Genomic DNA, 20346 nt, shown 5'->3' with positions numbered 1-20346 from the left:
GACGGCTCGGAGCTCAGACCGTGTGGTCCACCACGATCTTGCCGAAGATCTCCCCGCCGTGCAGGCGGGCGAACGCCTCCTCGACCTTGCTGAACGGCACCACGCTGTCCACCACCGGGCGCACCTGGCGGTCGGCGCAGAACGCGAGCAGGTCGTACAGCTCGCCGGGGGTGCCCATCGAGGTGCCGAGGATCTCCAACTGCATGGCGAAGACCCGGCGCAGGTTGACGGTCGGCTGGTGACCGGCGGTCGCGCCGGAGACGACGATCCGGGCCATCGGCGCGGCCGACTTCAGCGAGTGGTCGAAGGTGGCCGCCCCGACCGTCTCGATCACCACGTCCACCCGCTCCGGCAGCCGGGCGCCCGGCTCGACGGCCGTCGCGCCCAGGCCGGCGATCCGGTCCCGCTTGGCGGCGTCGCGGCTGGTCGCGTACACCCGCTTGCCCATGGCCACGGCGAGTGCGACGGCCGCCGTCGCGACGCCGCCGCCGGCACCCTGCACCAGCACGGCGTCGGCGTCCTCCACGCGGCCCTTCGTGGTGAGCATGCGCCAGGCCGTCAGCCAGGCGGTGGGCAGGCAGGCGGCGTCGGTGAGGGACAGCCCCTCGGGCAGCGGCACCAGGTTGGCCCGCGGGACGGCGACCCGCTCGGCCAGCGTGCCCGGGAAGTGCTCGGAGAGGATGGAGACACCGCGCGGGTCGCCCGCGGTGGGGACGACCGGGTAGACGACCACCTCGTTGCCGTCCGGGTCGAGGCCCGCGGCGTCGCAGCCCAGAATCATCGGCAGCTGCGCCTCGGTCAGGCCGACGCCGCGCAGCGACCACAGGTCGTGGTGGTTGAGCGAGCTCGCCCGGACCTCCACGGTCACCCAGTCGTCGTCGGGGTGGACCGGCTCGGGCCGCTCCCCGACGGTGAGCGCGGCGAGGGGGGCGGCGTCGTCGAAGCGGGAGGCGAAGGCGGCACGCATGGTCGGACCGTAACAAGCTGAGCGTCCGTTAAGAAGGGCCCCTTCCTGTGCGGAACGCGACAGGAGGGGGCCCTTCCGGGGTCAGGCGCGGGCGACGCCGTCGCGGCGGGCCGCCTCGGCGACGGCCTCCGCCACCGCGGGGGCGACCCGCGGGTCCAGCGGCGACGGGACGATCGCCTCGGCGGTCAGCGACTCGGCGACCACCCCCGCGATGGCGTCCGCCGCGGCCACCTTCATCAGGTCGGTGATCCGGGTGGCCCGGGCGTCGAGCGCGCCCCGGAACACGCCGGGGAAGGCGAGCACGTTGTTGATCTGGTTGGGGTAGTCGCTGCGGCCGGTGGCGACGACCGCGACGTGCCGGGCCGCCACCTCGGGGTGGACCTCGGGGGTCGGGTTGGCCAGCGCGAAGACGATCCCACCCGGGGCCATCCCGGCGACCGCCTCCTCCGGAATCTGCCCGCCGGACACGCCGATGAGCACGTCCGCGCCGCGCAGCGCCTCGGTGACGTCCCCGGTGCGACCGTCGGCGTTGGTCATCGCGGCCAACTCGGCCTTCGTGCCGTTCAGGTCGGTGCGGTGCCGGCCGAGGATCCCCTTGGAGTCGCAGACCGCCACCTGGTCGGGGTTCACCCCGCCCGCGACGAGCATCTTGGTGACCGCGACACCGGCCGCGCCCGCGCCGCTCACGGCCACCCGCAGGTCGCCGAGCTTGCGGTTGAGCAGGGCCGCCGCGTTGCGCAGCGCGGCGAGCACCACGATCGCGGTGCCGTGCTGGTCGTCGTGGAAGACCGGGATGTCCAGCGCCTCGTCGAGCCGGCGCTCCACCTCGAAGCAGCGCGGCGCGCTGATGTCCTCCAGGTTGATCCCACCGAACGACGGCGCCAGCGCCCGCACCGTCGCGACGATCTCGTCCACGTCCTGCGTGTCCAGACACACCGGAACGGCGTCCACGCCGCCGAACTGCTTGAACAGGACCGCCTTGCCCTCCATGACCGGCATCGCCGCGCGGGGGCCGATGTTGCCGAGCCCGAGCACCGCCGACCCGTCGGTCACCACCGCGACGGTGTGCGACACCCAGGTGTAGTCGGCCACCAGGGCCGGCTCGGCGGCGATCGCCTCACACACCCGGGCCACCCCCGGGGTGTACGCGAGCGAGAGGTCCTCCCGGCTGGTGAGCGGCACCGTCGAGGCGACGGCCATCTTGCCGCCCCGGTGCAGCCGGAAGACGGGATCGGCGGGGTCCACGATGGACGAAGACATGTGGTGACTCCAGGATCTGTCGAGCAAGACGGGGCGACCGGCTCAGGACGCGAGGTGGGCGGCGAGCGGTGGCACGTGATGCGGGGGGTCACCCGGGCACTCCCGAGCATAGTGTCGGCGGGGGGTCCTCGATGTGAGCAGGGTCATAAAGCCCTGGAGCGCACCCGTCCGGGCCGGGGCCAGTACCGCAGCACCACGCGTCCCCGCACGTCGGCCACGCCGTACGCCCGCGAGTCGTCGGTCACCAGGTCGTTGTCGCCGCGCAGCCACCAACCGCCGTCCTGGGGTCGTACCGCCCGTTTGACGACGAGCAGGTCGGGGCGCGTGCGGAAGACGGCCACCACCACGTCCCCGGGACGCACCGGCCGCCCGCCCGACCGCACCAGCACCGCGTCGCCGTGCCGCAGCGTGGGCGCCATGGACGGACCGGTCACCAGGACGGCGGTCAGGGGCCGCCGCAGCCGGGACGCCTCCGCCGGGTGACTGCCGACCATGGTTTCACCTCCACCCGGCCGGGGAGCCGGTCCAGGAGTAATGTCGTCTTGGATCATCGCAAACTTCCCATGGAGGATCCCGATGCGACTTCCGCGCATCCTTACGCCCCGTGTCACGGCCAGCGCCCACTGCGACCTGCCGTGCGGTGTGTACGACCCGGCGCAGGCCCGGATCGAGGCCGAGTCGGTCAAAATGATCTGCGAGAAGTACCAGGCGAACACCGACCCGGAGTTCCGCTCGCGCGCCATCATCATCAAGGAGCAGCGCGCCGAGCTGGTCAAGCACCACCTGTGGGTGCTGTGGACGGACTACTTCAAGCCCGCCCACTTCGAGAAGTACCCGCAGCTGCACCAGCTCTTCAACGAGGCCACCAAGCTCGCCGGCGCCGGCGGCGTGAAGGGCAGCCTCGACCCGGCGACCGCCGACCAGCTGCTGCAGAAGATCGACGAGATCGCCAAGATCTTCTGGGAGACCAAGAAGGCGTGACCCTGAGGTCGCAGGCACCGACGATCCGGCCGGTACGTCCCGAGGACGTGCCGGCCGTCGTCGCGATGGTTCACGAACTCGCGGCGTACGAACGCGCACCCGACGAGTGTCACCTCACCGAGGCGCAGCTGACCGCCGCCCTGTTCGGCCCCGCTCCCGCCCTGTACGGGCACTTGGCGGTGGACGCCGACGACGAGGCGGTCGGCTTCGCGCTCTGGTTCCTCAACTTCTCCACCTGGGCCGGCGTGCACGGCATCTACCTGGAGGACCTCTACGTCCGCCCCGCGGCCCGCGGCACCGGCGCCGGCCGGATGCTGCTGGCCACCCTCGCCGCGATCTGTGTCGAGCGTGGCTACCGCCGGCTGGAGTGGTGGATGATCGACTGGAATCCGGCGGCCGGTTTCTATGCCGCGATCGGCGCGGAGAAGCTCGACGAGTGGGTTCCCTACCGGCTCAGCGGGGCCGCCCTGGACGACCTGGCCCGCCAGGCCGAGCCCGCCCCCACCCGTTCGGCGGGCTGAGCGGGTAGAGTCCGCGACCGGGGGGATGAGTGGTGACTCAACTGACCGGCCGGCCGGCCACCGACGACGACATCGTGCACCTCACCGTGCCCGCCGACGGCGGTTACCTGAGCGTGCTCCGCACCGCCACCGCCGGCCTGGCGGCCCGGTTGCAGTTCGCGCTCGACGAGATCGAGGACCTGCGCATCGCGGTCGACGAGGCCTGCGCGATGCTGCTCGCCATCGCCACTCCGGCCGCCGAGCTGGAGTGTCGGTTCTCGGTGACCGAGGATGCGCTGACCGTCGAGGTCACGGTCCCGACGGCGCCCGGGGCGAAGCTTCCCGCCGAGTCGTCGTTCGCCTGGAAGGTGCTCACCGCGCTGACCACGTCGGCGTCGGCGAGCGCCGCGGACGGGCGGGCGTCCATCTCCCTGTTGACCCGCCGCTCCGCCGGCTACTGACCCGGCTCAGGAGAAGCCCAGCGCCCGGTTGGTCTGCGGGCTGACGAGCAGGGCGCCGACGCCGACACCGAGCGCCATCAGCGGTACGCCCAGCCAGGCGAGGCCGCCCTGGATCATGTACCAGCCGATCGGCAGCAGCATCAGTTGGAGCACGATCGCGGGGGCGCGTCCGCCGGCGCGGCGCCGTGCCAGCGTCGAGCCGAGCGCCCACAGCGCGACGGCCGCCCCCACGGCGAACGCGGTCACCAGCAACGCCGAGGTGAGCCCGGCGGTGGTGTCGGCGGTCAGGTCGGCCCAGACCAGCCAGAGGGCGACGAGCCCGACGGCGACCGCTTCGCCGCGCAGCAGTCGGACCGCCCAGCGGAGCGTGACGGGAATCGGGTCGGAGTCGATGGTCACGCGCGCCACGATACCCGGGCTACCGAGGGGTACAGTGCCGCCCATGCGGGCCGTCCTGGTGGTCAATCCGAAGGCCACCACCACGAGCGAGCGCAGCCGGGACGTGCTGGTCCGGGCGCTGCGCAGCGAAGTCGACCTCTCCGTCCGGTACACCCGACGGCGCGGGCACGCGACCGCGCTGGCCCGGGAGGCGGCCGAGGAGGGGGTCGACGTCGTTGTCACCCTGGGTGGCGACGGCACGGTGAACGAGGTCGTGAACGGCCTCATGACCGCCCAACCGCCGACGGCGCCCGGCGCCCTGACCCCGGCCGAGCGGCTGCCCGCGCTGGCCACCGTTCCCGGGGGGTCGACGAACGTCTTCGCGCGGGCGCTGGGCCTGCCCCGGGAGTGGCCCGACGGCACCAGCATGATCCTGGAGGGTCTGCGCCTGGGGCGCTACCGCACGATCGGGCTGGGCCGCGCCGACGACCGCTACTTCACCTTCTGCGCCGGCTTCGGGCTGGACGCCGCGGTGATCCACCGGGTCGAACAGGCCCGGCGGAAGGGGCGGGTCTCCAGCCCCGGGCTCTATCTGCGCGCGATCCTGGGGCAGTACTTCTTCGCCTCGGACCGGCGGCACCCGGCGATCAGCCTGGAGCGACCCGGCGAGCCGGTGGAGGGCGAGCTGGCGACGGCCATCATCCAGAACACCGCGCCGTGGACGTACGTGGGTGACCGCGAGGTCAACCCGAACCCGAAGGCGTCGTTCGACCTGGGGCTCGACGTGCTCGCGTTCCGTCAGCTCCGGGTGCCCAGCACGACACGGACAGTCACCCAGTTTCTGTCCCGGCACCCCGATCCTCATGGTCGCCAGGTGTTGCGACTTCATGACGTTGCGGAGTTCACGCTGCTCTCCGCCCGTCCGCAGGCATTCCAACTGGACGGCGACTATCTCGGCGAGCGGGAGAAAGTCAGATTCACCTCCGTTCCCGCCGCACTGAGAGTAATCTGCTAGGTCTCGGGTACTGCCCTAGGTCGACACGGCCCCTCGCACCCCACCGACGCGGGCCGCCACACCGAGGGCAGGTGCCGGAAATGTCAGCAATGTCACGCGGACTGTACTATATTGATCCTCGACTGTGGTACGCCGGGTAACCAGAGCGCTCTGGAACCGGGACAAAAGGGTTGTGGGCTTGCTCACCGTAAGGATTTTTTCCGAGCGCCACCCTTGACATCGCGTGAGTTCGTGAAAGTATTCACAAGCGAACTTGAGTTACCGGGACATTGCCTGGATATGCTCGGCAAGTTGAGCTGTTCCAGCAGGTCCCCGGGGCCAACGGCCTGCTCACGCAATGCCGAATAGTCGAACGCGAACCGTTACGACCGGCGTGCGGATGCATATAGGAAAAGCACCAAAGCACGATCTGCCACCCATCCAGAATGAGGAGTGTTGCCGCCATGGACTGGCGTCACCATGCTGTCTGCCGCGACGAGGACCCGGAGCTGTTCTTCCCGATCGGGACGTCCGGACCGGCTCTCCTGCAGGTCGAGCAGGCCAAGGCCGTCTGCCGGCGCTGCTCCGTGACCGACCAGTGCCTGCAGTGGGCGCTCGAGTCGGGTCAGGACGCGGGCGTCTGGGGCGGGATGAGCGAGGAGGAGCGGCGCGCCGTGAAGCGTCGCGGCGGCCTCCGGGTGCTGCGCGCTCACTCCGCCTGACCCACCGACACAGCGAAACGCCCCGCCGGGTTCAACCCGACGGGGCGTTCTGCTGTCCGGGTACGTGTGCGGCCGGTGACGGTGTGCGCCCGTCGGCCGGGCCGCCGGCCGTCGGCACCAAGTGGTCGGCCGGCGCGGCGTCCACCCTCCGCAGCACCAGGTCCCCGAGTTCCGGCGCGTCGGTGAGCGGCGCCGAGACGGCCACCGCCCCGGCGTCCCGCGCGGCCACCCCCACCGCGTCGTGGAAGAGCCCGGGGGCGAGGAAGTACGCCGATACCGCCACCCGGCGGGCCCCCTCCGCGCGCAGGCGGGCCACCGCGGCGCCCACCGTCGGCGGAGCCGCCGAGGCGTACGCGACCCGCACCGGCACACCCGACCGGCTGCCGAGGGCTGCGGCGACCCGACCCACCGAACTCCGCGCCCGCGCGTCGCGCGTACCCGCCGCCGCCAGCACCAGCGCGTCGAACCGGCCCGGCTCCGCCTCGGCCAGCCGACGCCGCAGCGCGGCCAGCAGAGCCGGGTCCACCTCCTCCGCCACCGGCCCGAGCACGTCGGCGACCCGCACCGCCAGCGCCGGTACCGCGGCGCGTGCCTCGGCGACGGCCGCCGGAATGTCCACCCGCCGGTGGTACGCGGCGGTGAGCAGCAGCGGCACCAGCACGGCGCTCCGGTGCCCGGCGGCCCCGAGCGCCTTCAACGCCTCGGCCGGACCGGGCTCGGTGTGGTCGAGCCAACTCGCCGAGACCGGCAGGCCCGGGCGGGCCACCGCGACGGCCCGGGCCAGAGCGCGGGTGGCCACGGCGGCGCGCGGATCACGGCTGCCGTGGGCGACCAGGACGACGGGATCGGCGGACCGGCCGCCCGGCACGGGGCCGGACAGCGGCCGGCGGACCGGCCGGGTCAGGTGTGGAGACCGCACTCGGTCTTCTCGAACATCGCCCATCGGCCCGCCCGCGGGTCCTCCCCCGCCGCGGTCCGCCGGGTGCACGGCCAGCACCCGATCGAGCCGTAGCCCTGCGCGAACAGCGCGTTCACCGGCACGTTCCACCGGGCCACGTACGCGTCGACGTCGGCCTGGCTCCACGCCGCGATCGGGTTGACCTTGACCTTGCCGCGCCGCGGGTCGAAGCCCACCACCGGCGTGTTCGCCCGGGTCGGCGACTCGTCCCGACGCAGCCCGGCGGCCCACGCGTCGTACCCGGCGAGGGCCCGCTCCAGCGGCTCCACCTTGCGCAGTTGGCAGCAGTCGTCCGGGGACTTGTTGAACAGCCGTGGCCCGTACTGGCCGTCCTGCTGGCCGACGGTCAGCCGGGGCCGGATCGACCGCACGTTCACCGGCAGCGTCCGGGCCACCTCGTCGCGGACCCGCAACGTCTCGGGGAAGTGCAGGCCCGTGTCGAGGAAGACCACGTCCACGCCGGGCGCCACCCGGGACACCAGGTGGGCCAGCACGGCGTCCGCCATCGAGCTGGTCACGCAGAACCGGTCGCCGAACGTCTCCGCCGCCCAGCGGGCGATCTCCAACGCCGGGGCGCCCTCCAGCTCACGACCGGCCTCCTCGGCCAGCGCGCGCAGCTCCTCCGGGCTCCGACCCGGCGCGTCCACCGGGCGCGGCCCGCCCACCCCGACCAGGCCCAGGTTCGCCGCCGACACCAGACTCATCGGGTGACCGCCCGGCTGAGCAGGCCGGTGAACCGCACCGTGAAGACGCGGGCGCAGGCGTGGCACTCCCAGGCGCCGTGGCCCGCCTCGCTCGGGCGCAGGTCCTCCTCCCCGCAGTACGGGCAGTACAGAGGTGCCGCACGGTTCTCGCTGCTCATCGCAGTTCCTCCTCGTCGACTCTGATCACCCACTGGGCGAACGCCTCGCCCTCGTTCCGGCCGGCCAGATAGCGGCGGGCCAGCCGTTCCACGTACGCCGGAAGCTCCTCCGCGGTGGTCTTCAGACCACGCAGCTTGCGGCCGAACCCGGCGGTCTGCCCGGCGGCCATGCCGAGGCCGCCGCCGAGGTGCACCTGGAAGCCCTCCACCTGGCGACCGTCCGGGCCCACCACCAGCTGGCCCTTGAGGCCGATGTCGGCGACCTGCGTGCGGGCACACGCGTTCGGGCAGCCGTTGATGTGGATGGAGATGTCCGCGTCGAAGTCCCGCAGCCGCTGCTCCAGCCGAGCCACCAACTCCTCGCCGCGGGCCTTCGTCTCGACGATGGCGAGCTTGCAGAACTCGATGCCGGTGCAAGCCATCGTGCCGCGCCGCCAGGCCGACGGCCGGGCCTCCAGACCGATCTCGCGCAGCGCGCCGACCAGCGACTCGGTCCGCTCCGGCGCCACGTCCAGCACCAGCAGCTTCTGGTACGGGGTGAGCCGCACCCGCTCGCTGCCGTGCGCCTCGACCACGTCGGCCAGCTTGGCGAGCTGCCCGCCGGAGATCCGTCCGACGACCGGGGCGGCGCCCACGTAGTGCCGCCCGTCGCGCTGCCGGTGCACACCGATGTGGTCGATCGCCTTGTCGGGCAGCTCCGGGGCGGGGCCGTCGAGCAGGGTCCGACCCAGGTACTCCTTCTCCAGCACCTCGCGGAAACGCTCCACACCCCAGTCGGCGACGAGGAACTTCAGCCGGGCCCGGTGGCGCAGCCGGCGGTAGCCGTAGTCGCGGAAGACACCGACGACGGCCGCCCAGACGTCCGGCACCTCGGCCAGCGGCACCCAGACGCCCAGCCGCTGCGCCAGCATCGGGTTGGTGGACAGTCCACCGCCCACCCAGACGTCGAAGCCGGGACCGTGCTCCGGGTGGTCGACGCCGAGGAAGGCGATGTCGTTCGCCTCGTACGGGGTGTCCACCAACCAGGAGATCGACGACTTGAACTTGCGCGGCAGGTTGGCGTACTCGGGGTCGCCCACGTACCGGCGGACGATCTCGTCGATCGCCGGTGTCGGGTCGACCACCTCCGCCTCGGCCACCCCGGCGACCGGGCTGCCCAGCACGATCCGGGGGCAGTCGCCGCAGGCCTCGGTGGTCTGCAGGCCGACCGCCTCCAGCCGACGCCAGATCTCCGGCACGTCCTCGACCCGCACCCAGTGGAGCTGGATGTTCTGCCGGTCGGTGATGTCGGCGCTGTCCCGGGCGAACTCGCGGGAGATGTCGGCGATGGTCCGCAGCTGGGCCAGGGACAGCTGACCGCCGTCCACCCGGACCCGCAGCATGAAGTACTCGTCCTCCAGCTCGTGCGGCTCCAGCACGGCCGTACGCCCGCCGTCGATGCCCGCCTTGCGCTGGGTGTAGAGCCCCCACCAGCGGAACCGGCCGCGCAGGTCGGCCGGGTCGATGGAGGCGAAGCCCCGGTGGGCGTAGATGTTCTCGATCCGGGCCCGCACGTTCAGCGGGTTGTCGTCCTTCTTGGTCCGCTCGTTGGGGTTGAGCGGCTCACGGTGGCCGAGCGCCCACTGGCCCTCGCCGCGGGGGCGACGCGGCGCCCGGGCGGGGCGGGCCGTCGGATCGTCGGAACGGGTCGGGGTGCTGGTGACCGCCATCGCGGCGTCCTCCGTTGTCTGGTGAGCCGGTGGAGAGCGCGTACGCGGCGGCTGCCCGTCGATGCGGGCAGGACAACGGTGTCAGGAGGGCCGGCGCGGAACGCGCCCGAGACAGAGTGGTCGGGCGTCGTCAGGAGGCCGGACAGATGGCGCTGCGCACGCGGCCGTAGTCGACGTGGCGGCGGGCCACGAAGCGGCGCACGACGGCGGCGGTCATATCGCCATGCTGCCACAGCCCGTACCGGCCAGCCAACCAGAGCGTGCCGGATCCCACATGACGGGCCGGGCCGGCTTCCGCTGTGTGACGCTGCGATATGTGACGGTTTCTCCCGCCTCCGGGCCCGCCGACGGACGGGCCCGACGTGGCCTCGCCTCGGCCGTGACCTGGGCGGCACCGGCGCTGCTGACCCTCGTGGTCACGGCGGTCGGGCTGGACCGGGCCCAGCCCTGGCGGGACGAGTTGGCCACCTGGAGCGCGTCCACCCGCTCGGTGGGCGACCTGGTGCGGCTGGCCGGCACGATCGACGCGGCCACCGGACCGTACTACCTGCTCATGCACGGCTGGCTGGCGCTGACCGGCGACTCGGTCATCGCGCTGCGGCTGCCGTCGTTGCTGGCCATGACGGGGGCGGCGGCGCTGACCGCGGTGCTCGCCCGGCGGCTCGTCGACGCCCGGGCCGGCCTGCTCGCCGGCCTGCTCTTCGCCGTGCTGCCCGGCACCTCCCGGTACGCGCAGGAGGCCCGCCCGTACGCGCTGGCCACGCTGCTGGCCGTGCTCGCCACGCTGCTGCTCGTCGAGGCGCTGCGCCGACCCGGTTGGGGCCGCTGGGCGTGGTACGCCGCCGCCCTGGCCGCGCTCGGCCTGACCCACCTCATCGCGTTGACCCTGCTGGCCCCCCACGCCCTGGCGGTGCTCGCCGCCCACCGCCTCGGCCTCACCCCGTCGACGGACGGCCCGGACCGGCGGCGCTGGCGGTGGGCGCCGGCGGTGCTGCCGGCGCTGATCCTGGTGGCGCCGCTCGTGGTGGTCGGCCGGGCACAACGGGGTCGGCAGTTGAACTGGGTGCACCTCGTCCGGCCGGACGACCTGACCGCGCTGCCCGGCGGGCTGACCCAGAGCGGCGTGGTGGGTGGGGTACTGGTCGGGGTGGCCCTGCTGGGGGCCGCCCGGCTCGGCTGGCGCGCCCTGCTGCCCGGTGGCGCGGTGCTGCTGCCGGTGCTGCTGCTCTTCGCGGCCGGCGCGGTCGTGCCGCTCTGGGTGCCCCGCTACCTGCTCTTCGTCGTGCCGTTCGCCTGCCTGCTGGCCGGGGCGGCGCTGGCGGCGGTGCCGCTGCCGGGAGCGCTGGCCCTGGTGGCCGTCGCCGGGCTGCTCGGCCTGCCCGACCAGGCGGCCCTGCGGCGCACCCACGAGTGGCCGCGCAGCGCGCCGATCGACTACCAGGGCGTGGCCCGGATCGTCGCGGCCGGGCAGCAACCCGGCGACGCGGTCGTGTACTCACCCCGGCACAGCTGGCTCTTCCTCGACCTGGGACTCGAATACCACCTGCGCGGCGAGCGCCCCCGGGACGCGCTGGAGGTCGAGGGGCAGGCCCGGCGCGGTGACCTCTGGGCCGCCGAGTGCGACCGGCCGGCCGAGTGCCTCGCCGGCGTGCCCCGGGTCTGGCTCGTCGTCACCGGCCGGCACGCCGACCCGGTGGCGGCGGTGCCCGGCGCCAAGGGCGCGGCGCTGCGCGACGGCTTCACCGTCCAGCGCGTGTGGCAGCGGCCCGGACTGACCGTGGCGCTGCTCGCCCGCTGAGCGGCCACCGGCCCGCCGACGTGCCGCGCCGCCCGGGTCGCCGGACCGATGCGGGCCAGGGCTCACCGGCGTCAGCGGCCCTCGGCGGCCCCGCGGTGCAGGGGCACGACCAGCACCGCCTCGGTCCCGCCGCCGGTGCCGTGGCGCAGCTCGATCGTGCCGCGCAGCTCGCCGGTGACCAGCGCCCGGACGATCTGGAGCCCGAGGTTGCCGCCCCGCTCGGCGTCGAAGTCCGGGGGCAGCCCGCGGCCGTTGTCGGTGACCGTGACGTGCAGCTGCTTACGGAACCGGTGTGCCGAGACGACCACCTCCGGCGCGGCCACCAGGGTCGCCGGGCCCTTGCCCGGCCCGCCCGCTGAGCCCAGCGGGCCCACGGTGTCCGCCGAGACGCCGGGCCCGCCGTCACCGGCGCCGTCGTCGTCGGTCGGCGGGAAGCCGTGCTCCACGGCGTTGAGCAGCAGCTCGTTGAGGACCATCACCAGCGATGTGGCGATCTCCGCCGGCAGCACGCCGAAGCTGCCGGTACGGCGCATGCCGACGCTCACCTCGGTCGCGGCCACCTCGGTCGCCGCGCTCGCCACCCGGTCGACGATCCCGTCGAACTCGACCGCCTCGTCGCTGGACAACGACAGCGTCTCGTGGACCAGCGCGATCGAGGCGACTCGGCGTACCGACTCCTCCAGGGCGACCCGGGCCTCCGGCATCGAGACCCGACGTGCCTGTAGCCGCAGCAGCGCGGCGACGGTCTGGAGGTTGTTCTTCACCCGGTGGTGGATCTCCCGGATCGTCGCGTCCTTGGTGATCAGCGCGCGGTCGCGGCGGCGTACCTCGGTGACGTCGCGGACCAGGACCAGCGCGCCGATCGGCACCCCGGCGGGCATCAGCGGCAACGCGCGGGTGAGCATGGTCGCCCCGCGGGCGTCGATCTCGCGACGCGGTGGGGCGTCGCCGCGCAGCGCGGCCAGGACCGCGTTCGCCGCGTCGGTGCCCTCCAGCGGGTCGCCGGCGAGCCGGCGGTGCAGCGCGGCCAGGTCCTCGCCCACCAGGTGGGCGGCGTAGCCCAGCCGCCGGTACGCCGACTGCGCGTTCGGGCTGGCGTAGGTGACCTTGCCGTTGGCGTCCAGCCGGACCAGACCGTCACCTACCCGGGGCGCCGAGGTCGTCTCGCCCGGGTGCCGAGGCGGCGGGAAGGTGCCGTCGGCGATCATCTGGGCCAGGTCGTCGGCCGTGGTCAGGTAGTTGAGTTCGAGCTGGCTGGGCGTACGGGCGGTGGAGAGGTTGGTGTCGCGGCCGACCACGGCCACCACCTCGCCGGCCTCCCCGTCGGCGGTACGCAGCCGCACCGGGATAGCCTCGTGCCGGGCGGGCACGTCGCCGTACCAGACCGGGTCGCCCTCCCGCCAGATCCGCCCCTGCCGGTACGCCACCTCCAGGTGCGCCACCTCGGGCCCGCCGACGATCCGACCCACCTGGTCGTCCTGGTAGGCCGTCGGGGCGGTCGTGGGGCGCACCTGGGCCACGCAGAGGAACGTGCCCTCGGTGTCGACCGGCACCCAGAGCAACAGGTCGGCGAAGGACAGGTCGGAGAGCAACTGCCAGTCTCCGGCGATCCGGTGCAGGTGGTCGATGTCGCCCGGACGGAGGTGGGTGTGCTCCTCAGCGAGGTCGCGCAGCGTGGACACGCTGACCAGCGTGCCACGCCGCGCCTCACCTCGTCGCGGTGACCTTCTTGAGCCCGCGCGGGGCGTCCGGGTCCTCGCCCCGGGCCAGCGCCAGCGCCAGCGCGAGCCGCTGGAGCGGAAGGATGTCCAGCAGGGGGGCGTACCGCTCGTCGACCTCGGGGACCGCGATGCGGGTGGCGCCCTCGACGTCGGCCGAGCCGACCACCACCACGTCGGCGCGGCGCTCGCCCAGCCGGGGCAGCACCTCGCCCATCGAGCGTCCACCGGGTCCGGAGCCGACGACCGCGAGCACCGGCACGTCCGGGTCGGTCATGGCGAGCGGGCCGTGCAGCAGGTCCGCGCCGGAGAAGGCGAGCGCCGGCAGGTACGAGGTCTCCATGAGCTTCAGCGCGGCCTCCCGAGCGGTCGGGTAGGCGTACCCGCGGCCGGTGGTGACCAGCTGGGCGGCGAAGCGGTAGCGCGGCGCGAGCTGGGCCGGGGTGGGGTCGGCGAGGGTCTGTGCGGCCAGCTCGGGCAGCGCGGCGAGCGCCGCCCGCTCCTCGGCCGGCAACACCCCGTCGCCGGCCCGTACGCCCTCGACGAGCATGAGCAGGGCCAGCAGCTCCGCCGTGTACGTCTTGGTGGCGGCGACCGCCCGCTCGTGGCCGGCGGCGATGTCGACGCTGAACTCGGCCACGTGGGTCAGTGGCGAGTCCGGCGCGTTGGTGACCGCGACGGTCAGCGCGCCGGAGGCTCGGGCGGCCTTCAGCACCTCGGTGAGGTCGGGCGAGCCGCCGCTCTGGCTGACGCCGACGACCAGCGCGTCGGAGAGGTCGGGCTGGGCGTCGTAGAGGGTGACCACGCTCGGTGAGGCGAGCCCGGCGGGCAGCCCGAGCCGGATCTCGGTGAGGTACGCCCCGTAGAGCGCCGCGTGGTCCGAGGTGCCCCGGGCCGTGAAGACGACGTGGCGGGGCCGGCGCTCGGCGATGACGGCCGCCACCCGGGCGATCGCGTCGGCGTGCTCGGAGGAGAGCAACCGCTCGTAGCCGGCCGGCTGCTCGTCGATGTCGGCGGCCATACCGGCCCCTGCACGCGTCACGGAAGCTCCTCCCACTGCGCGATTGCCGCGCGTTTGCTGCTCAGTCTTGCACTTTTGATCTGCCTAGAGCAATCGAACGAACAGTAGTGCGCAGTTGATCACCATCGTGGCCCTCCATCCCCTAGTCTGGCCCCGCTCGACCCGCCACCGGACCCGAGAGGACGACGTGCCCGAGAACGACCGCGCGCTCTCCGCGGCGGAGGAGTTGGCCCTGGCCCGGCTGGCGCTCGACGAGGGCGACCTGGGCCACGCCGCCGGTCACGTCGCGGGCGCGCTGGCACAGGCGCCCACCCTGCCCGAGGTCCACGAGACGCTGGCCCGCCTCGCCGCGTCCGCCGGCGGCGGCGTCGACCTGTTCCCGCTGCACCACCACGCCTTCGTCGGTGCCGTGGTCGCCCGCGCCCATCTGCTCGCCGCCGCCGGCCGCCCCGCCGAGGGCCTGGACCTGCTCGTCGCGGCGACCGGTTACGCGCCGCAGACCGACTGGGCCGGGGTGCCCTGGGTCACCGCACCCGAACTGGCCGAACGGCTCGCCCCGGAGCACGCCGCGCGCCTCCTCATGCAGGTCTGCGCGGCGGTGCCCGACCCGGTGCCACGCGCCGGCCGGCCGGCGCTGGCCGCGTACCTCGCCCTCGCCCGCAACGCCGTCACCGTCCACCCCGAGCACGGCCTGCTGCTGGGCGCGGCGTCCGCGCTGGCCCGACGCGTCGGCGAGGTCACGCTGGCCGTCCGGTGGGCCGCTCGGGGCGTACGCGCGGAGCCGTCGAAGATGGGCGAGGTCTGGCTCGGGTACGCGTACCGCAGCGCGGGCCGGACCCGGGAGGCGCTCGCCGCCCTCGGTCGGGCCGTCGGACACGACCCCGACGACCTCGCCGTCTACGCCGACATCGCCGGCACCCTGGCCGACATCGGCCGGCTCGACGAGGCGCTGGACTGGATCGACCGCGCGCTGGCCCGGGACCCGACCTTCGACTGTGCCGTGCACACCGGGCACCGGCTGCGCTACCAGCGCGACGGCGACACCGCCCACCTGGTTGCGCTCGCCGACTTCGTCCGCGACCACCCGGACGACTCGCACGAGCACGGCGACCTCGCCGAGAGCTGCCGGGGCCGGCCCTGGCTCGGGCAGGTCACGCCGGCCACCGGGCCGGTCGTCGACGCGTTGCGTCGAGCGGTCACCGAGGGTTCGGGCACCGCCGTACGCCTGACGACGCCGGCACCACCGAGCGCCCTGCGGGTGGTCGCGGCCGCCGCTCCCGGCCTGCGGGTCGACGTGGCGGAGGTCGTCGGGCCGGACCCCCGGGAGCCGCGCCGGGCCGGGGTCAGCACGCTCTGGCACTACGACGGCGCCAGCGTGACTCCGGCGGTCCCGGCACCGTCACCGGCGGCCGCCGACCGGGTCCGCCAGCTCGCGCACCCCGCGTGGCCGCACCCGCCGGCCGCCTACGACGCGGCGGTCGGGCTGGCCACCCTCGACCTGCCCGACCTGCTCGGCCTGCTCGTGCACCCGCCCGAGCCGCCGGCCACCGCGGTCGGTCGGGTGCTCGGCGGTCACGACCCGACACTCTGGGTGCGCTGCGTGCAGGTCTGGGCCTGTCTCGGCCTGCTGCACCATCGCACCGACGAGCCGTGGGACACGTCGACCCGGCGGACGGTGCTGCTGGACCTGGTCTGGGGCGTGGAGGACTGGATCACCGAGGCCGCGCTCTTCGCGCTGGTCACCGCCGCCTGGGTCGACCCGGCCGTACGCCCCGACGTGGCCGCCGTGGTGGCCGAGCGGCTCGCGGACGCCCGAACGGCGGCCCGGGACCGGCCCGTGCCGATCGCCGCCTCCCTGGCCCACCTGGCCCTGTCCACCCCCGACCTGGACCGCGAGACGGCGACGCTGGCCAGGGACCTCATCGCGAGCGGCCCCACCACCGTCCCCCGCCCCCGCCTGGCCCGCCTGACCCGCCTCTGGCAAGCCCTAACCCGCCGCCCCACCTAACCCCCTCCCTCCCTCGCCCGCCCTCCCACCCCCCGCCCTCCCCCCACCCCTCCCACCCCTCACCCTCGTGATCAAGAGCTTTGCGTCACCGGAGGCCGGATTTCTGACGCAAACCTCTTGATCACCGAGGCGAGGGCGGGGGGAGGGCGGGCGGGCGGGAGGGAGGGCGGGAGGGGGGAGGGAGGGGGGGAGGGGGGGAGGGGGAGGGGTTAGGCCACGGGGGCCTTGCCGAGGGCGGTTTCGGCCTGCTCTTCCGGGGTGGTCTGCGCGGCGGGCTCGTTGGCGGTGCGCAGCGGGATCTCCTTGATGAACCAGGCGAGCACCGGCACGGCCACGGTGAAGAGGACCGCCCACCAGAAGACGTGCGAGATGGCGTCGGCGAGGCCGCCGAGGACCAGCTCACGGGCCTGCTCCGGCAACTGCCGGAGCCTGTCCAGGTCGATCCCGGGGCCCGCCTCGCCGCCGCTACCGCCGAAGGCCGAGCCGGCCGCCGAGTGGGCGAGCCGGTTGGCGAAGATCGCGCCGAACAGCGAGATGCCGAACGAGCCGCCGATCGACCGGAAGAAGGTGGCCGCGCCGCTCGCCGCGCCGAGGTCCTTCTGCTCCACGCTGTTCTGCGCGATCAGCATGGAGGTCTGCATGAGGAAGCCCATGCCGACACCCAGCACGATCATGAAGAGCGAGGACTCCACCTTGCTGGTACCGACGTCCAGCATGGTCAGCAGACCCATGCCGGCGGTCATCACGACGCCGCCGACGATCGGGTACGCCCGGTAGCGGCCGGTCCGGGTGATCGCACGGCCGATGAGCAGCGAGACCACCAGCATGCCGAACATCAGCGGGAGCAGCAGCAGGCCGCTGTTGGTGGCCGAGGCGCCCTGCACGGTCTGCTGGTAGAGCGGCAGGAAGTTCATGGCGCCGAACATCGCGAAGCCGAGCAGGAAGCCGATCACCGAGATCAGCGCGAAGTTGCGGTTAGCGAAGAGACGCAGCGGCAGGATCGGCTCGGGAGCCCGTCGCTCGACGAAACCGAACGCGACCAGCGCGACGAGCGCCAGCGCGGCCAGGCCCAGGATCGGGCCGGAGGCCCAGTCGTACTGGTTGCCGCCCCAGGTGGTGATCAGCACGATCGCGGTGATGCCGACCGAGAGCAGCGCGGCGCCGAGCCAGTCGATCCGGTGCTCGGTGCGGTACTTCGGCAGGTGCATGGTGGTGATCAGAACCGCGAGCGCGACGCCGCCGAGCGGCAGGTTGACGTAGAACGCCCAGCGCCAGGAGAGGTGGTCGGTGATGAAGCCGCCGACCAGCGGGCCGGCGACCATGGCGATGGCCATGATGCCGGCGATCATGCCCTGGTAGCGCCCGCGCTCGCGGGGCGGGACCAGGTCGCCGATGATCGCCATGACGCCGACCATCAGACCGCCGGCGCCGAGGCCCTGGACGGCCCGGAAGGCGATCAGCTGCACCATGCCGTCGGCCGGGCCGCCGAGGAAGCCGGAGCCGGACATGCCGCACAGCGCGGAGCCGACGAGGAAGATCACGACCGAGGTGAGGAAGACCGACTTGCGGCCGTAGAGGTCGCCGAGCTTGCCCCAGATCGGGGTGGAGACCGTGGTGCCGAGCACGTACGCGGTGACGACCCAGGTGAAGTGGTCGAGGCCGCCGAACTCGTTCACGATCCGCGGCAGCGCGGTGCTGACGATCATGTTGTCGAGCATCGCGAGCATCATCGCGATCATCAGACCGAAGAGCACGACCCGTACGTTGGGTCGTGCGGCGGCCTGGGTTGCCTGGGTCATCGGTACGCTCCCCCCGGAGGCGGCGGCTCACTTACTTGCCGCCCGGCTAGTTGACTTACTAGCCGCACGGTAAGCTGGCGGACGAACGATGGTCAAGCGAATTGGGTGGTACGGGTGAAGGAGAGCACCGGCGGCACGCGGGAGCGCATCCAGGCTGTCGCGCTGGAACTCTTCACCGAGCAGGGGTACGAGAAGACCTCGCTGCGGGAGATCGCCGAGCGGCTGAACGTGACCAAGGCCGCCCTGTACTACCACTTCAAGAGCAAGGACGAGATCGTCACCAGCTTCGTCAACGACCGGCTGGAGCGCATCGACGAGCTGGTCGCCTGGGCCGAGTCGCAGCCGCCCACCCGGGAGACGCGCCGGGAGCTCATCGCCCAGTACGCCGACACGATGTTCGCCGGCGACCACCCCTCGGTGATGCGCTTCTTCGAACAGAACCAGACGGTGCTCAAGAGCCTCGCGGCCGGGCAGCAGATGCGCGGACGGATGATGCGCCTGGCCAGCGAGCTGTGCCGGGGCGACGACTCACCGCGCGCCCAACTGCGTGCCGCCCTCTCCCTGTTCGCCGTGCACACCAGCTGGTTCGCCGTCCGTACGCCGCACATCACCGACGCGGACCGGCGGAAGATCGCCCTTGAGGTGGCCGACGAACTGCTCGCGCGGATCGGCCAGCCCGCCGACGACGGCACGGCGCCGGCCACCGAGGCGGACGGCGGCACGACACCGGGCTCCGGGCCGGCCGCGCGCGGCTGACCGGGCCACCACACGGTCCGGTTCAGGCCCGGGGCAGCTCCAGCCGCAGGCCGAGCAGCCGCACGCCGGGCGCCGGTGACCAGTCCTTCTCGGGGGCGCGGACGAAACCGCGCCGTTGGTAGAGCCGTTGTGCGCTCTCGGCCATCCCGCCGCGTACGCAGATCACCACCGCCGAGCAGCCCAGCTCCCCGGCCCGGGCGACACAGGCGTCGACCAGCGCCGCGCCGATACCCCGCCCCTGGCCCACCGGGTCGACGGCCAGCATCCGGAACTCCGCCTCGCCGGCGGCGGACAGCTCGGCGAACCGGCTGCCGGGAAGCACGAAGGTGACCGAGCCGAGCACGTTCTCGGCGTCGTCCACGGCGACCAGCACCTCGCCGTGTGCGGCGCGGGTCGCCACGTCGGCGAGCACCGCGCCGTAACCGTGCTCGCCCTTGAGCTGCCCGTCCGCCTCGTACGCCGCCAGTGTCAGGCGGGCGATCGACGCGAAGTCGTCGGGCGTCGCCGCCCGGACGCGCACTGTGGTCAAGCGATCACCGCGATGAGGTCACCGTCCTGCACCACGTCGCCCTCGTTGACGGCGAGTTGCTGCACGACGCCGTCGGACTCGGCGATGACGGGGATCTCCATCTTCATCGACTCGAGGATCACCAGCGTGTCGCCCTCGGACACCGTGTCACCTGCCGACGCGACGACCTTCCAGACGTTCGCCACCATCTCGGCCCGGATCTCCTCGGCCATCTCACGGCCCTCCCTCTCACGATGCCTGCCGACGTATCCAATCATGCGGCGCGGGCCGGCGGGCGTGGAGCGGGCTCGACGGAGGGTGGAGGCGGCCCGGCGCGGTGTGGCGGGTGCGGGCGGCACTAGCATCTAGCGGGTCGGACCCGGTCGCCGGGCCGCCCGGTGCGCGCATCGGCGTCGCGGCCGCGCGCAGCCGGATCAGCCATTACGAGGAGGTCACCATGGCGAAGAAGGCCCGGAAGAAGAAGGCCCGTAAGAAGAGCGGCGCGAACCACGGCAAGCGCCCCAACTCCTGACCTCGGCGGCGGGCACGCCTCGCCGACGATCAGTCGAAATCCCGGCCGCGGGCCGGGGACGCCGGTGGCCCGGGTCGACATCGACCCGGGCCACCGGTTTGTCCGTCAGTGGTGCGATCAGTCAGCTCAGTCGGCCAGCTCGCGCGAGTCGGTGCCCTCGAAGACCACCAACTCGGTCAGCTTGAGCCGCAGCCGCTCCCGCAGCTGGTCGGGCGCGGTCTCGTTGCCGCAGCACCGCGCCACCAGCGCCCGGACCTCCTGCTCGATGCCGTACTCGCGCAGGCAGGGGCCGCAGTCGTCGAGGTGGTGGCGGATCAGGCTCCGGCGCTCGTCGGCGCACTCCAGGTCGAGGTAGAGGTAGACCTCGGCGAGCACCTCACGGCAGTCCGTCTCGTGCGGTTCCCCACAGCTCAC

Annotated in this window: 22 protein-coding genes and 1 pseudogene; 9 read left to right on the top strand and 14 right to left on the bottom strand. The window is 73.4% G+C overall.

The window, feature by feature from the left end:
* Nucleotides 1-13 precede the first annotated feature (13 nt).
* The 3 genes from GA0070620_RS26875 to GA0070620_RS26865 form a co-directional block, all read right to left on the bottom strand.
* A complete protein-coding gene (locus GA0070620_RS26875; protein ID WP_091595404.1) occupies nt 14-967 on the bottom strand; it encodes a zinc-binding dehydrogenase in 954 nt (317 codons plus the stop codon).
* 81 nt (nt 968-1048) lie between these two features.
* Complete coding sequence (locus GA0070620_RS26870; protein WP_091595402.1) at nt 1049-2227, bottom strand: NAD(P)-dependent malic enzyme; 1179 nt, start codon at nt 2225-2227, stop codon at nt 1049-1051.
* 143 nt (nt 2228-2370) lie between these two features.
* Nucleotides 2371-2721, bottom strand: coding sequence for a S24/S26 family peptidase (locus GA0070620_RS26865; protein WP_091595400.1), 351 nt, complete (start codon nt 2719-2721; stop codon nt 2371-2373).
* Between the two features lie 82 nt (nt 2722-2803).
* On the opposite strand from GA0070620_RS26865, the gene sodN reads away from it, so the two are divergent.
* The 3 genes from sodN (at nt 2804) to GA0070620_RS26850 (ending at nt 4169) form a co-directional block, all read left to right on the top strand.
* Entirely contained in the window at nt 2804-3208 is a 405-nt protein-coding gene (gene sodN / locus GA0070620_RS26860) for a superoxide dismutase, Ni (protein WP_091595399.1), read from the top strand.
* A gap of 65 nt (nt 3209-3273) precedes the next feature.
* Nucleotides 3274-3729 (top strand): GNAT family N-acetyltransferase, encoded by a 456-nt coding sequence (locus GA0070620_RS26855; protein ID WP_091599416.1) that lies wholly within the window; start codon nt 3274-3276, stop codon nt 3727-3729.
* 32 nt (nt 3730-3761) lie between these two features.
* On the top strand, nt 3762-4169 hold the full coding sequence (locus GA0070620_RS26850) for an ATP-binding protein (protein ID WP_091595397.1): 408 nt from the start codon (nt 3762-3764) through the stop codon (nt 4167-4169).
* Nucleotides 4170-4175: 6 nt separating this feature from the next.
* Here the strand turns inward: GA0070620_RS26850 and GA0070620_RS26845 are convergent, their stop codons facing one another.
* A complete protein-coding gene (locus tag GA0070620_RS26845) occupies nt 4176-4568 on the bottom strand; it encodes a hypothetical protein (RefSeq protein ID WP_091595395.1) in 393 nt (130 codons plus the stop codon).
* 43 nt (nt 4569-4611) lie between these two features.
* On the opposite strand from GA0070620_RS26845, the gene GA0070620_RS26840 reads away from it, so the two are divergent.
* Both GA0070620_RS26840 and GA0070620_RS26835 read left to right on the top strand, forming a co-directional pair.
* Entirely contained in the window at nt 4612-5562 is a 951-nt protein-coding gene (locus GA0070620_RS26840) for a diacylglycerol/lipid kinase family protein (RefSeq protein ID WP_091595393.1), read from the top strand.
* Between the two features lie 443 nt (nt 5563-6005).
* On the top strand, nt 6006-6263 hold the full coding sequence (locus tag GA0070620_RS26835) for a WhiB family transcriptional regulator (protein ID WP_007072794.1): 258 nt from the start codon (nt 6006-6008) through the stop codon (nt 6261-6263).
* Between the two features lie 139 nt (nt 6264-6402).
* On the opposite strand, the pseudogene GA0070620_RS26830 reads toward GA0070620_RS26835, so the two are convergent.
* The 4 genes and pseudogenes from GA0070620_RS26830 to GA0070620_RS26820 form a co-directional block, all read right to left on the bottom strand.
* A pseudogene (locus GA0070620_RS26830) lies at nt 6403-7143 on the bottom strand (sirohydrochlorin chelatase); the annotation flags it as partial.
* 20 nt (nt 7144-7163) lie between these two features.
* Nucleotides 7164-7925, bottom strand: a complete 762-nt coding sequence (locus GA0070620_RS26825) for a phosphoadenylyl-sulfate reductase (RefSeq protein WP_091595389.1) — start codon at nt 7923-7925, stop codon at nt 7164-7166.
* On the bottom strand, nt 7922-8083 hold the full coding sequence (locus GA0070620_RS33045; protein ID WP_172836507.1) for an IS1 family transposase: 162 nt from the start codon (nt 8081-8083) through the stop codon (nt 7922-7924). The genes GA0070620_RS26825 and GA0070620_RS33045 overlap by 4 nt, the downstream gene beginning before the upstream one ends.
* The gene (locus GA0070620_RS26820; RefSeq protein ID WP_091595387.1) at nt 8080-9792 is read right to left on the bottom strand and encodes a nitrite/sulfite reductase; all 1713 of its coding nucleotides are present in this window, start codon (nt 9790-9792) and stop codon (nt 8080-8082) included. The genes GA0070620_RS33045 and GA0070620_RS26820 overlap by 4 nt, the downstream gene beginning before the upstream one ends.
* 379 nt (nt 9793-10171) lie before the next feature.
* Here GA0070620_RS26820 and GA0070620_RS26815 point away from each other — a divergent pair, with 379 nt between their 5' ends.
* Entirely contained in the window at nt 10172-11590 is a 1419-nt protein-coding gene (locus tag GA0070620_RS26815; RefSeq protein WP_231922485.1) for a glycosyltransferase family 39 protein, read from the top strand.
* Nucleotides 11591-11661: 71 nt separating this feature from the next.
* Here the strand turns inward: GA0070620_RS26815 and GA0070620_RS26810 are convergent, their stop codons facing one another.
* Both GA0070620_RS26810 and GA0070620_RS26805 read right to left on the bottom strand, forming a co-directional pair.
* Complete coding sequence (locus GA0070620_RS26810) at nt 11662-13272, bottom strand: PAS domain-containing sensor histidine kinase (protein ID WP_091595383.1); 1611 nt, start codon at nt 13270-13272, stop codon at nt 11662-11664.
* A gap of 25 nt (nt 13273-13297) precedes the next feature.
* Nucleotides 13298-14329: an SIS domain-containing protein gene (locus GA0070620_RS26805; RefSeq protein WP_091595381.1), complete on the bottom strand. Its 1032-nt coding sequence runs from the start codon at nt 14327-14329 to the stop codon at nt 13298-13300.
* Between the two features lie 187 nt (nt 14330-14516).
* Here GA0070620_RS26805 and GA0070620_RS26800 point away from each other — a divergent pair, with 187 nt between their 5' ends.
* Nucleotides 14517-16337 (top strand): tetratricopeptide repeat protein, encoded by a 1821-nt coding sequence (locus GA0070620_RS26800; protein ID WP_091595379.1) that lies wholly within the window; start codon nt 14517-14519, stop codon nt 16335-16337.
* Between the two features lie 209 nt (nt 16338-16546).
* Here the strand turns inward: GA0070620_RS26800 and GA0070620_RS26795 are convergent, their stop codons facing one another.
* Nucleotides 16547-18136 (bottom strand): MDR family MFS transporter, encoded by a 1590-nt coding sequence (locus tag GA0070620_RS26795; RefSeq protein WP_091595377.1) that lies wholly within the window; start codon nt 18134-18136, stop codon nt 16547-16549.
* 114 nt (nt 18137-18250) lie between these two features.
* Between GA0070620_RS26795 and GA0070620_RS26790 the strand changes: the two genes are divergently transcribed.
* Nucleotides 18251-18892, top strand: coding sequence for a TetR/AcrR family transcriptional regulator (locus GA0070620_RS26790; RefSeq protein WP_091599413.1), 642 nt, complete (start codon nt 18251-18253; stop codon nt 18890-18892).
* Nucleotides 18893-18914: 22 nt separating this feature from the next.
* Here the strand turns inward: GA0070620_RS26790 and GA0070620_RS26785 are convergent, their stop codons facing one another.
* Entirely contained in the window at nt 18915-19421 is a 507-nt protein-coding gene (locus GA0070620_RS26785; protein ID WP_091595375.1) for a GNAT family N-acetyltransferase, read from the bottom strand.
* Nucleotides 19418-19633 carry a biotin/lipoyl-binding carrier protein gene (locus GA0070620_RS26780; RefSeq protein WP_091595373.1) on the bottom strand — a complete coding sequence of 72 codons (216 nt, stop codon included), beginning with the start codon at nt 19631-19633 and terminating at the stop codon, nt 19418-19420. The genes GA0070620_RS26785 and GA0070620_RS26780 overlap by 4 nt, the downstream gene beginning before the upstream one ends.
* Nucleotides 19634-19857: 224 nt before the next feature.
* Between GA0070620_RS26780 and GA0070620_RS34335 the strand changes: the two genes are divergently transcribed.
* Nucleotides 19858-19932 (top strand): 50S ribosomal protein bL37, encoded by a 75-nt coding sequence (locus tag GA0070620_RS34335; protein WP_369700219.1) that lies wholly within the window; start codon nt 19858-19860, stop codon nt 19930-19932.
* A 126-nt stretch (nt 19933-20058) separates the two neighbouring features.
* Here GA0070620_RS34335 and rsrA read toward each other — a convergent pair whose 3' ends face one another.
* Nucleotides 20059-20346, bottom strand: a complete 288-nt coding sequence (rsrA, locus tag GA0070620_RS26770) for a mycothiol system anti-sigma-R factor (RefSeq protein WP_091595371.1) — start codon at nt 20344-20346, stop codon at nt 20059-20061.

It is taken from the genome of Micromonospora krabiensis, assembly GCF_900091425.1.
In the GTDB taxonomy this organism is placed as follows: domain Bacteria; phylum Actinomycetota; class Actinomycetes; order Mycobacteriales; family Micromonosporaceae; genus Micromonospora; species Micromonospora krabiensis.
The sequence above is the reverse complement of the archived record's forward strand: the minus strand, read 5'-3'. Positions and strand labels throughout refer to the sequence as shown.

Excerpts from the sequence above, each read along its gene's own strand:
- GA0070620_RS26875 (WP_091595404.1), bottom strand. The coding sequence starts at position 967 with ATGCGTGCCGCCTTCGCCTCCCGCTTCGACGACGCCGCCCCCCTCGCC.
- GA0070620_RS26870 (WP_091595402.1), bottom strand. The coding sequence starts at position 2,227 with ATGTCTTCGTCCATCGTGGACCCCGCCGATCCCGTCTTCCGGCTGCAC.
- GA0070620_RS26865 (WP_091595400.1), bottom strand. The coding sequence starts at position 2,721 with ATGGTCGGCAGTCACCCGGCGGAGGCGTCCCGGCTGCGGCGGCCCCTG.
- sodN (WP_091595399.1), top strand. The coding sequence starts at position 2,804 with ATGCGACTTCCGCGCATCCTTACGCCCCGTGTCACGGCCAGCGCCCAC.
- GA0070620_RS26855 (WP_091599416.1), top strand. The coding sequence starts at position 3,274 with ATGGTTCACGAACTCGCGGCGTACGAACGCGCACCCGACGAGTGTCAC.
- GA0070620_RS26840 (WP_091595393.1), top strand. The coding sequence starts at position 4,612 with ATGCGGGCCGTCCTGGTGGTCAATCCGAAGGCCACCACCACGAGCGAG.
- GA0070620_RS26835 (WP_007072794.1), top strand. The coding sequence starts at position 6,006 with ATGGACTGGCGTCACCATGCTGTCTGCCGCGACGAGGACCCGGAGCTG.
- GA0070620_RS26825 (WP_091595389.1), bottom strand. The coding sequence starts at position 7,925 with ATGAGTCTGGTGTCGGCGGCGAACCTGGGCCTGGTCGGGGTGGGCGGG.
- GA0070620_RS33045 (WP_172836507.1), bottom strand. The coding sequence starts at position 8,083 with ATGAGCAGCGAGAACCGTGCGGCACCTCTGTACTGCCCGTACTGCGGG.
- GA0070620_RS26820 (WP_091595387.1), bottom strand. The coding sequence starts at position 9,792 with ATGGCGGTCACCAGCACCCCGACCCGTTCCGACGATCCGACGGCCCGC.
- GA0070620_RS26805 (WP_091595381.1), bottom strand. The coding sequence starts at position 14,329 with ATGGCCGCCGACATCGACGAGCAGCCGGCCGGCTACGAGCGGTTGCTC.
- GA0070620_RS26795 (WP_091595377.1), bottom strand. The coding sequence starts at position 18,136 with ATGACCCAGGCAACCCAGGCCGCCGCACGACCCAACGTACGGGTCGTG.
- GA0070620_RS26780 (WP_091595373.1), bottom strand. The coding sequence starts at position 19,633 with ATGGCCGAGGAGATCCGGGCCGAGATGGTGGCGAACGTCTGGAAGGTC.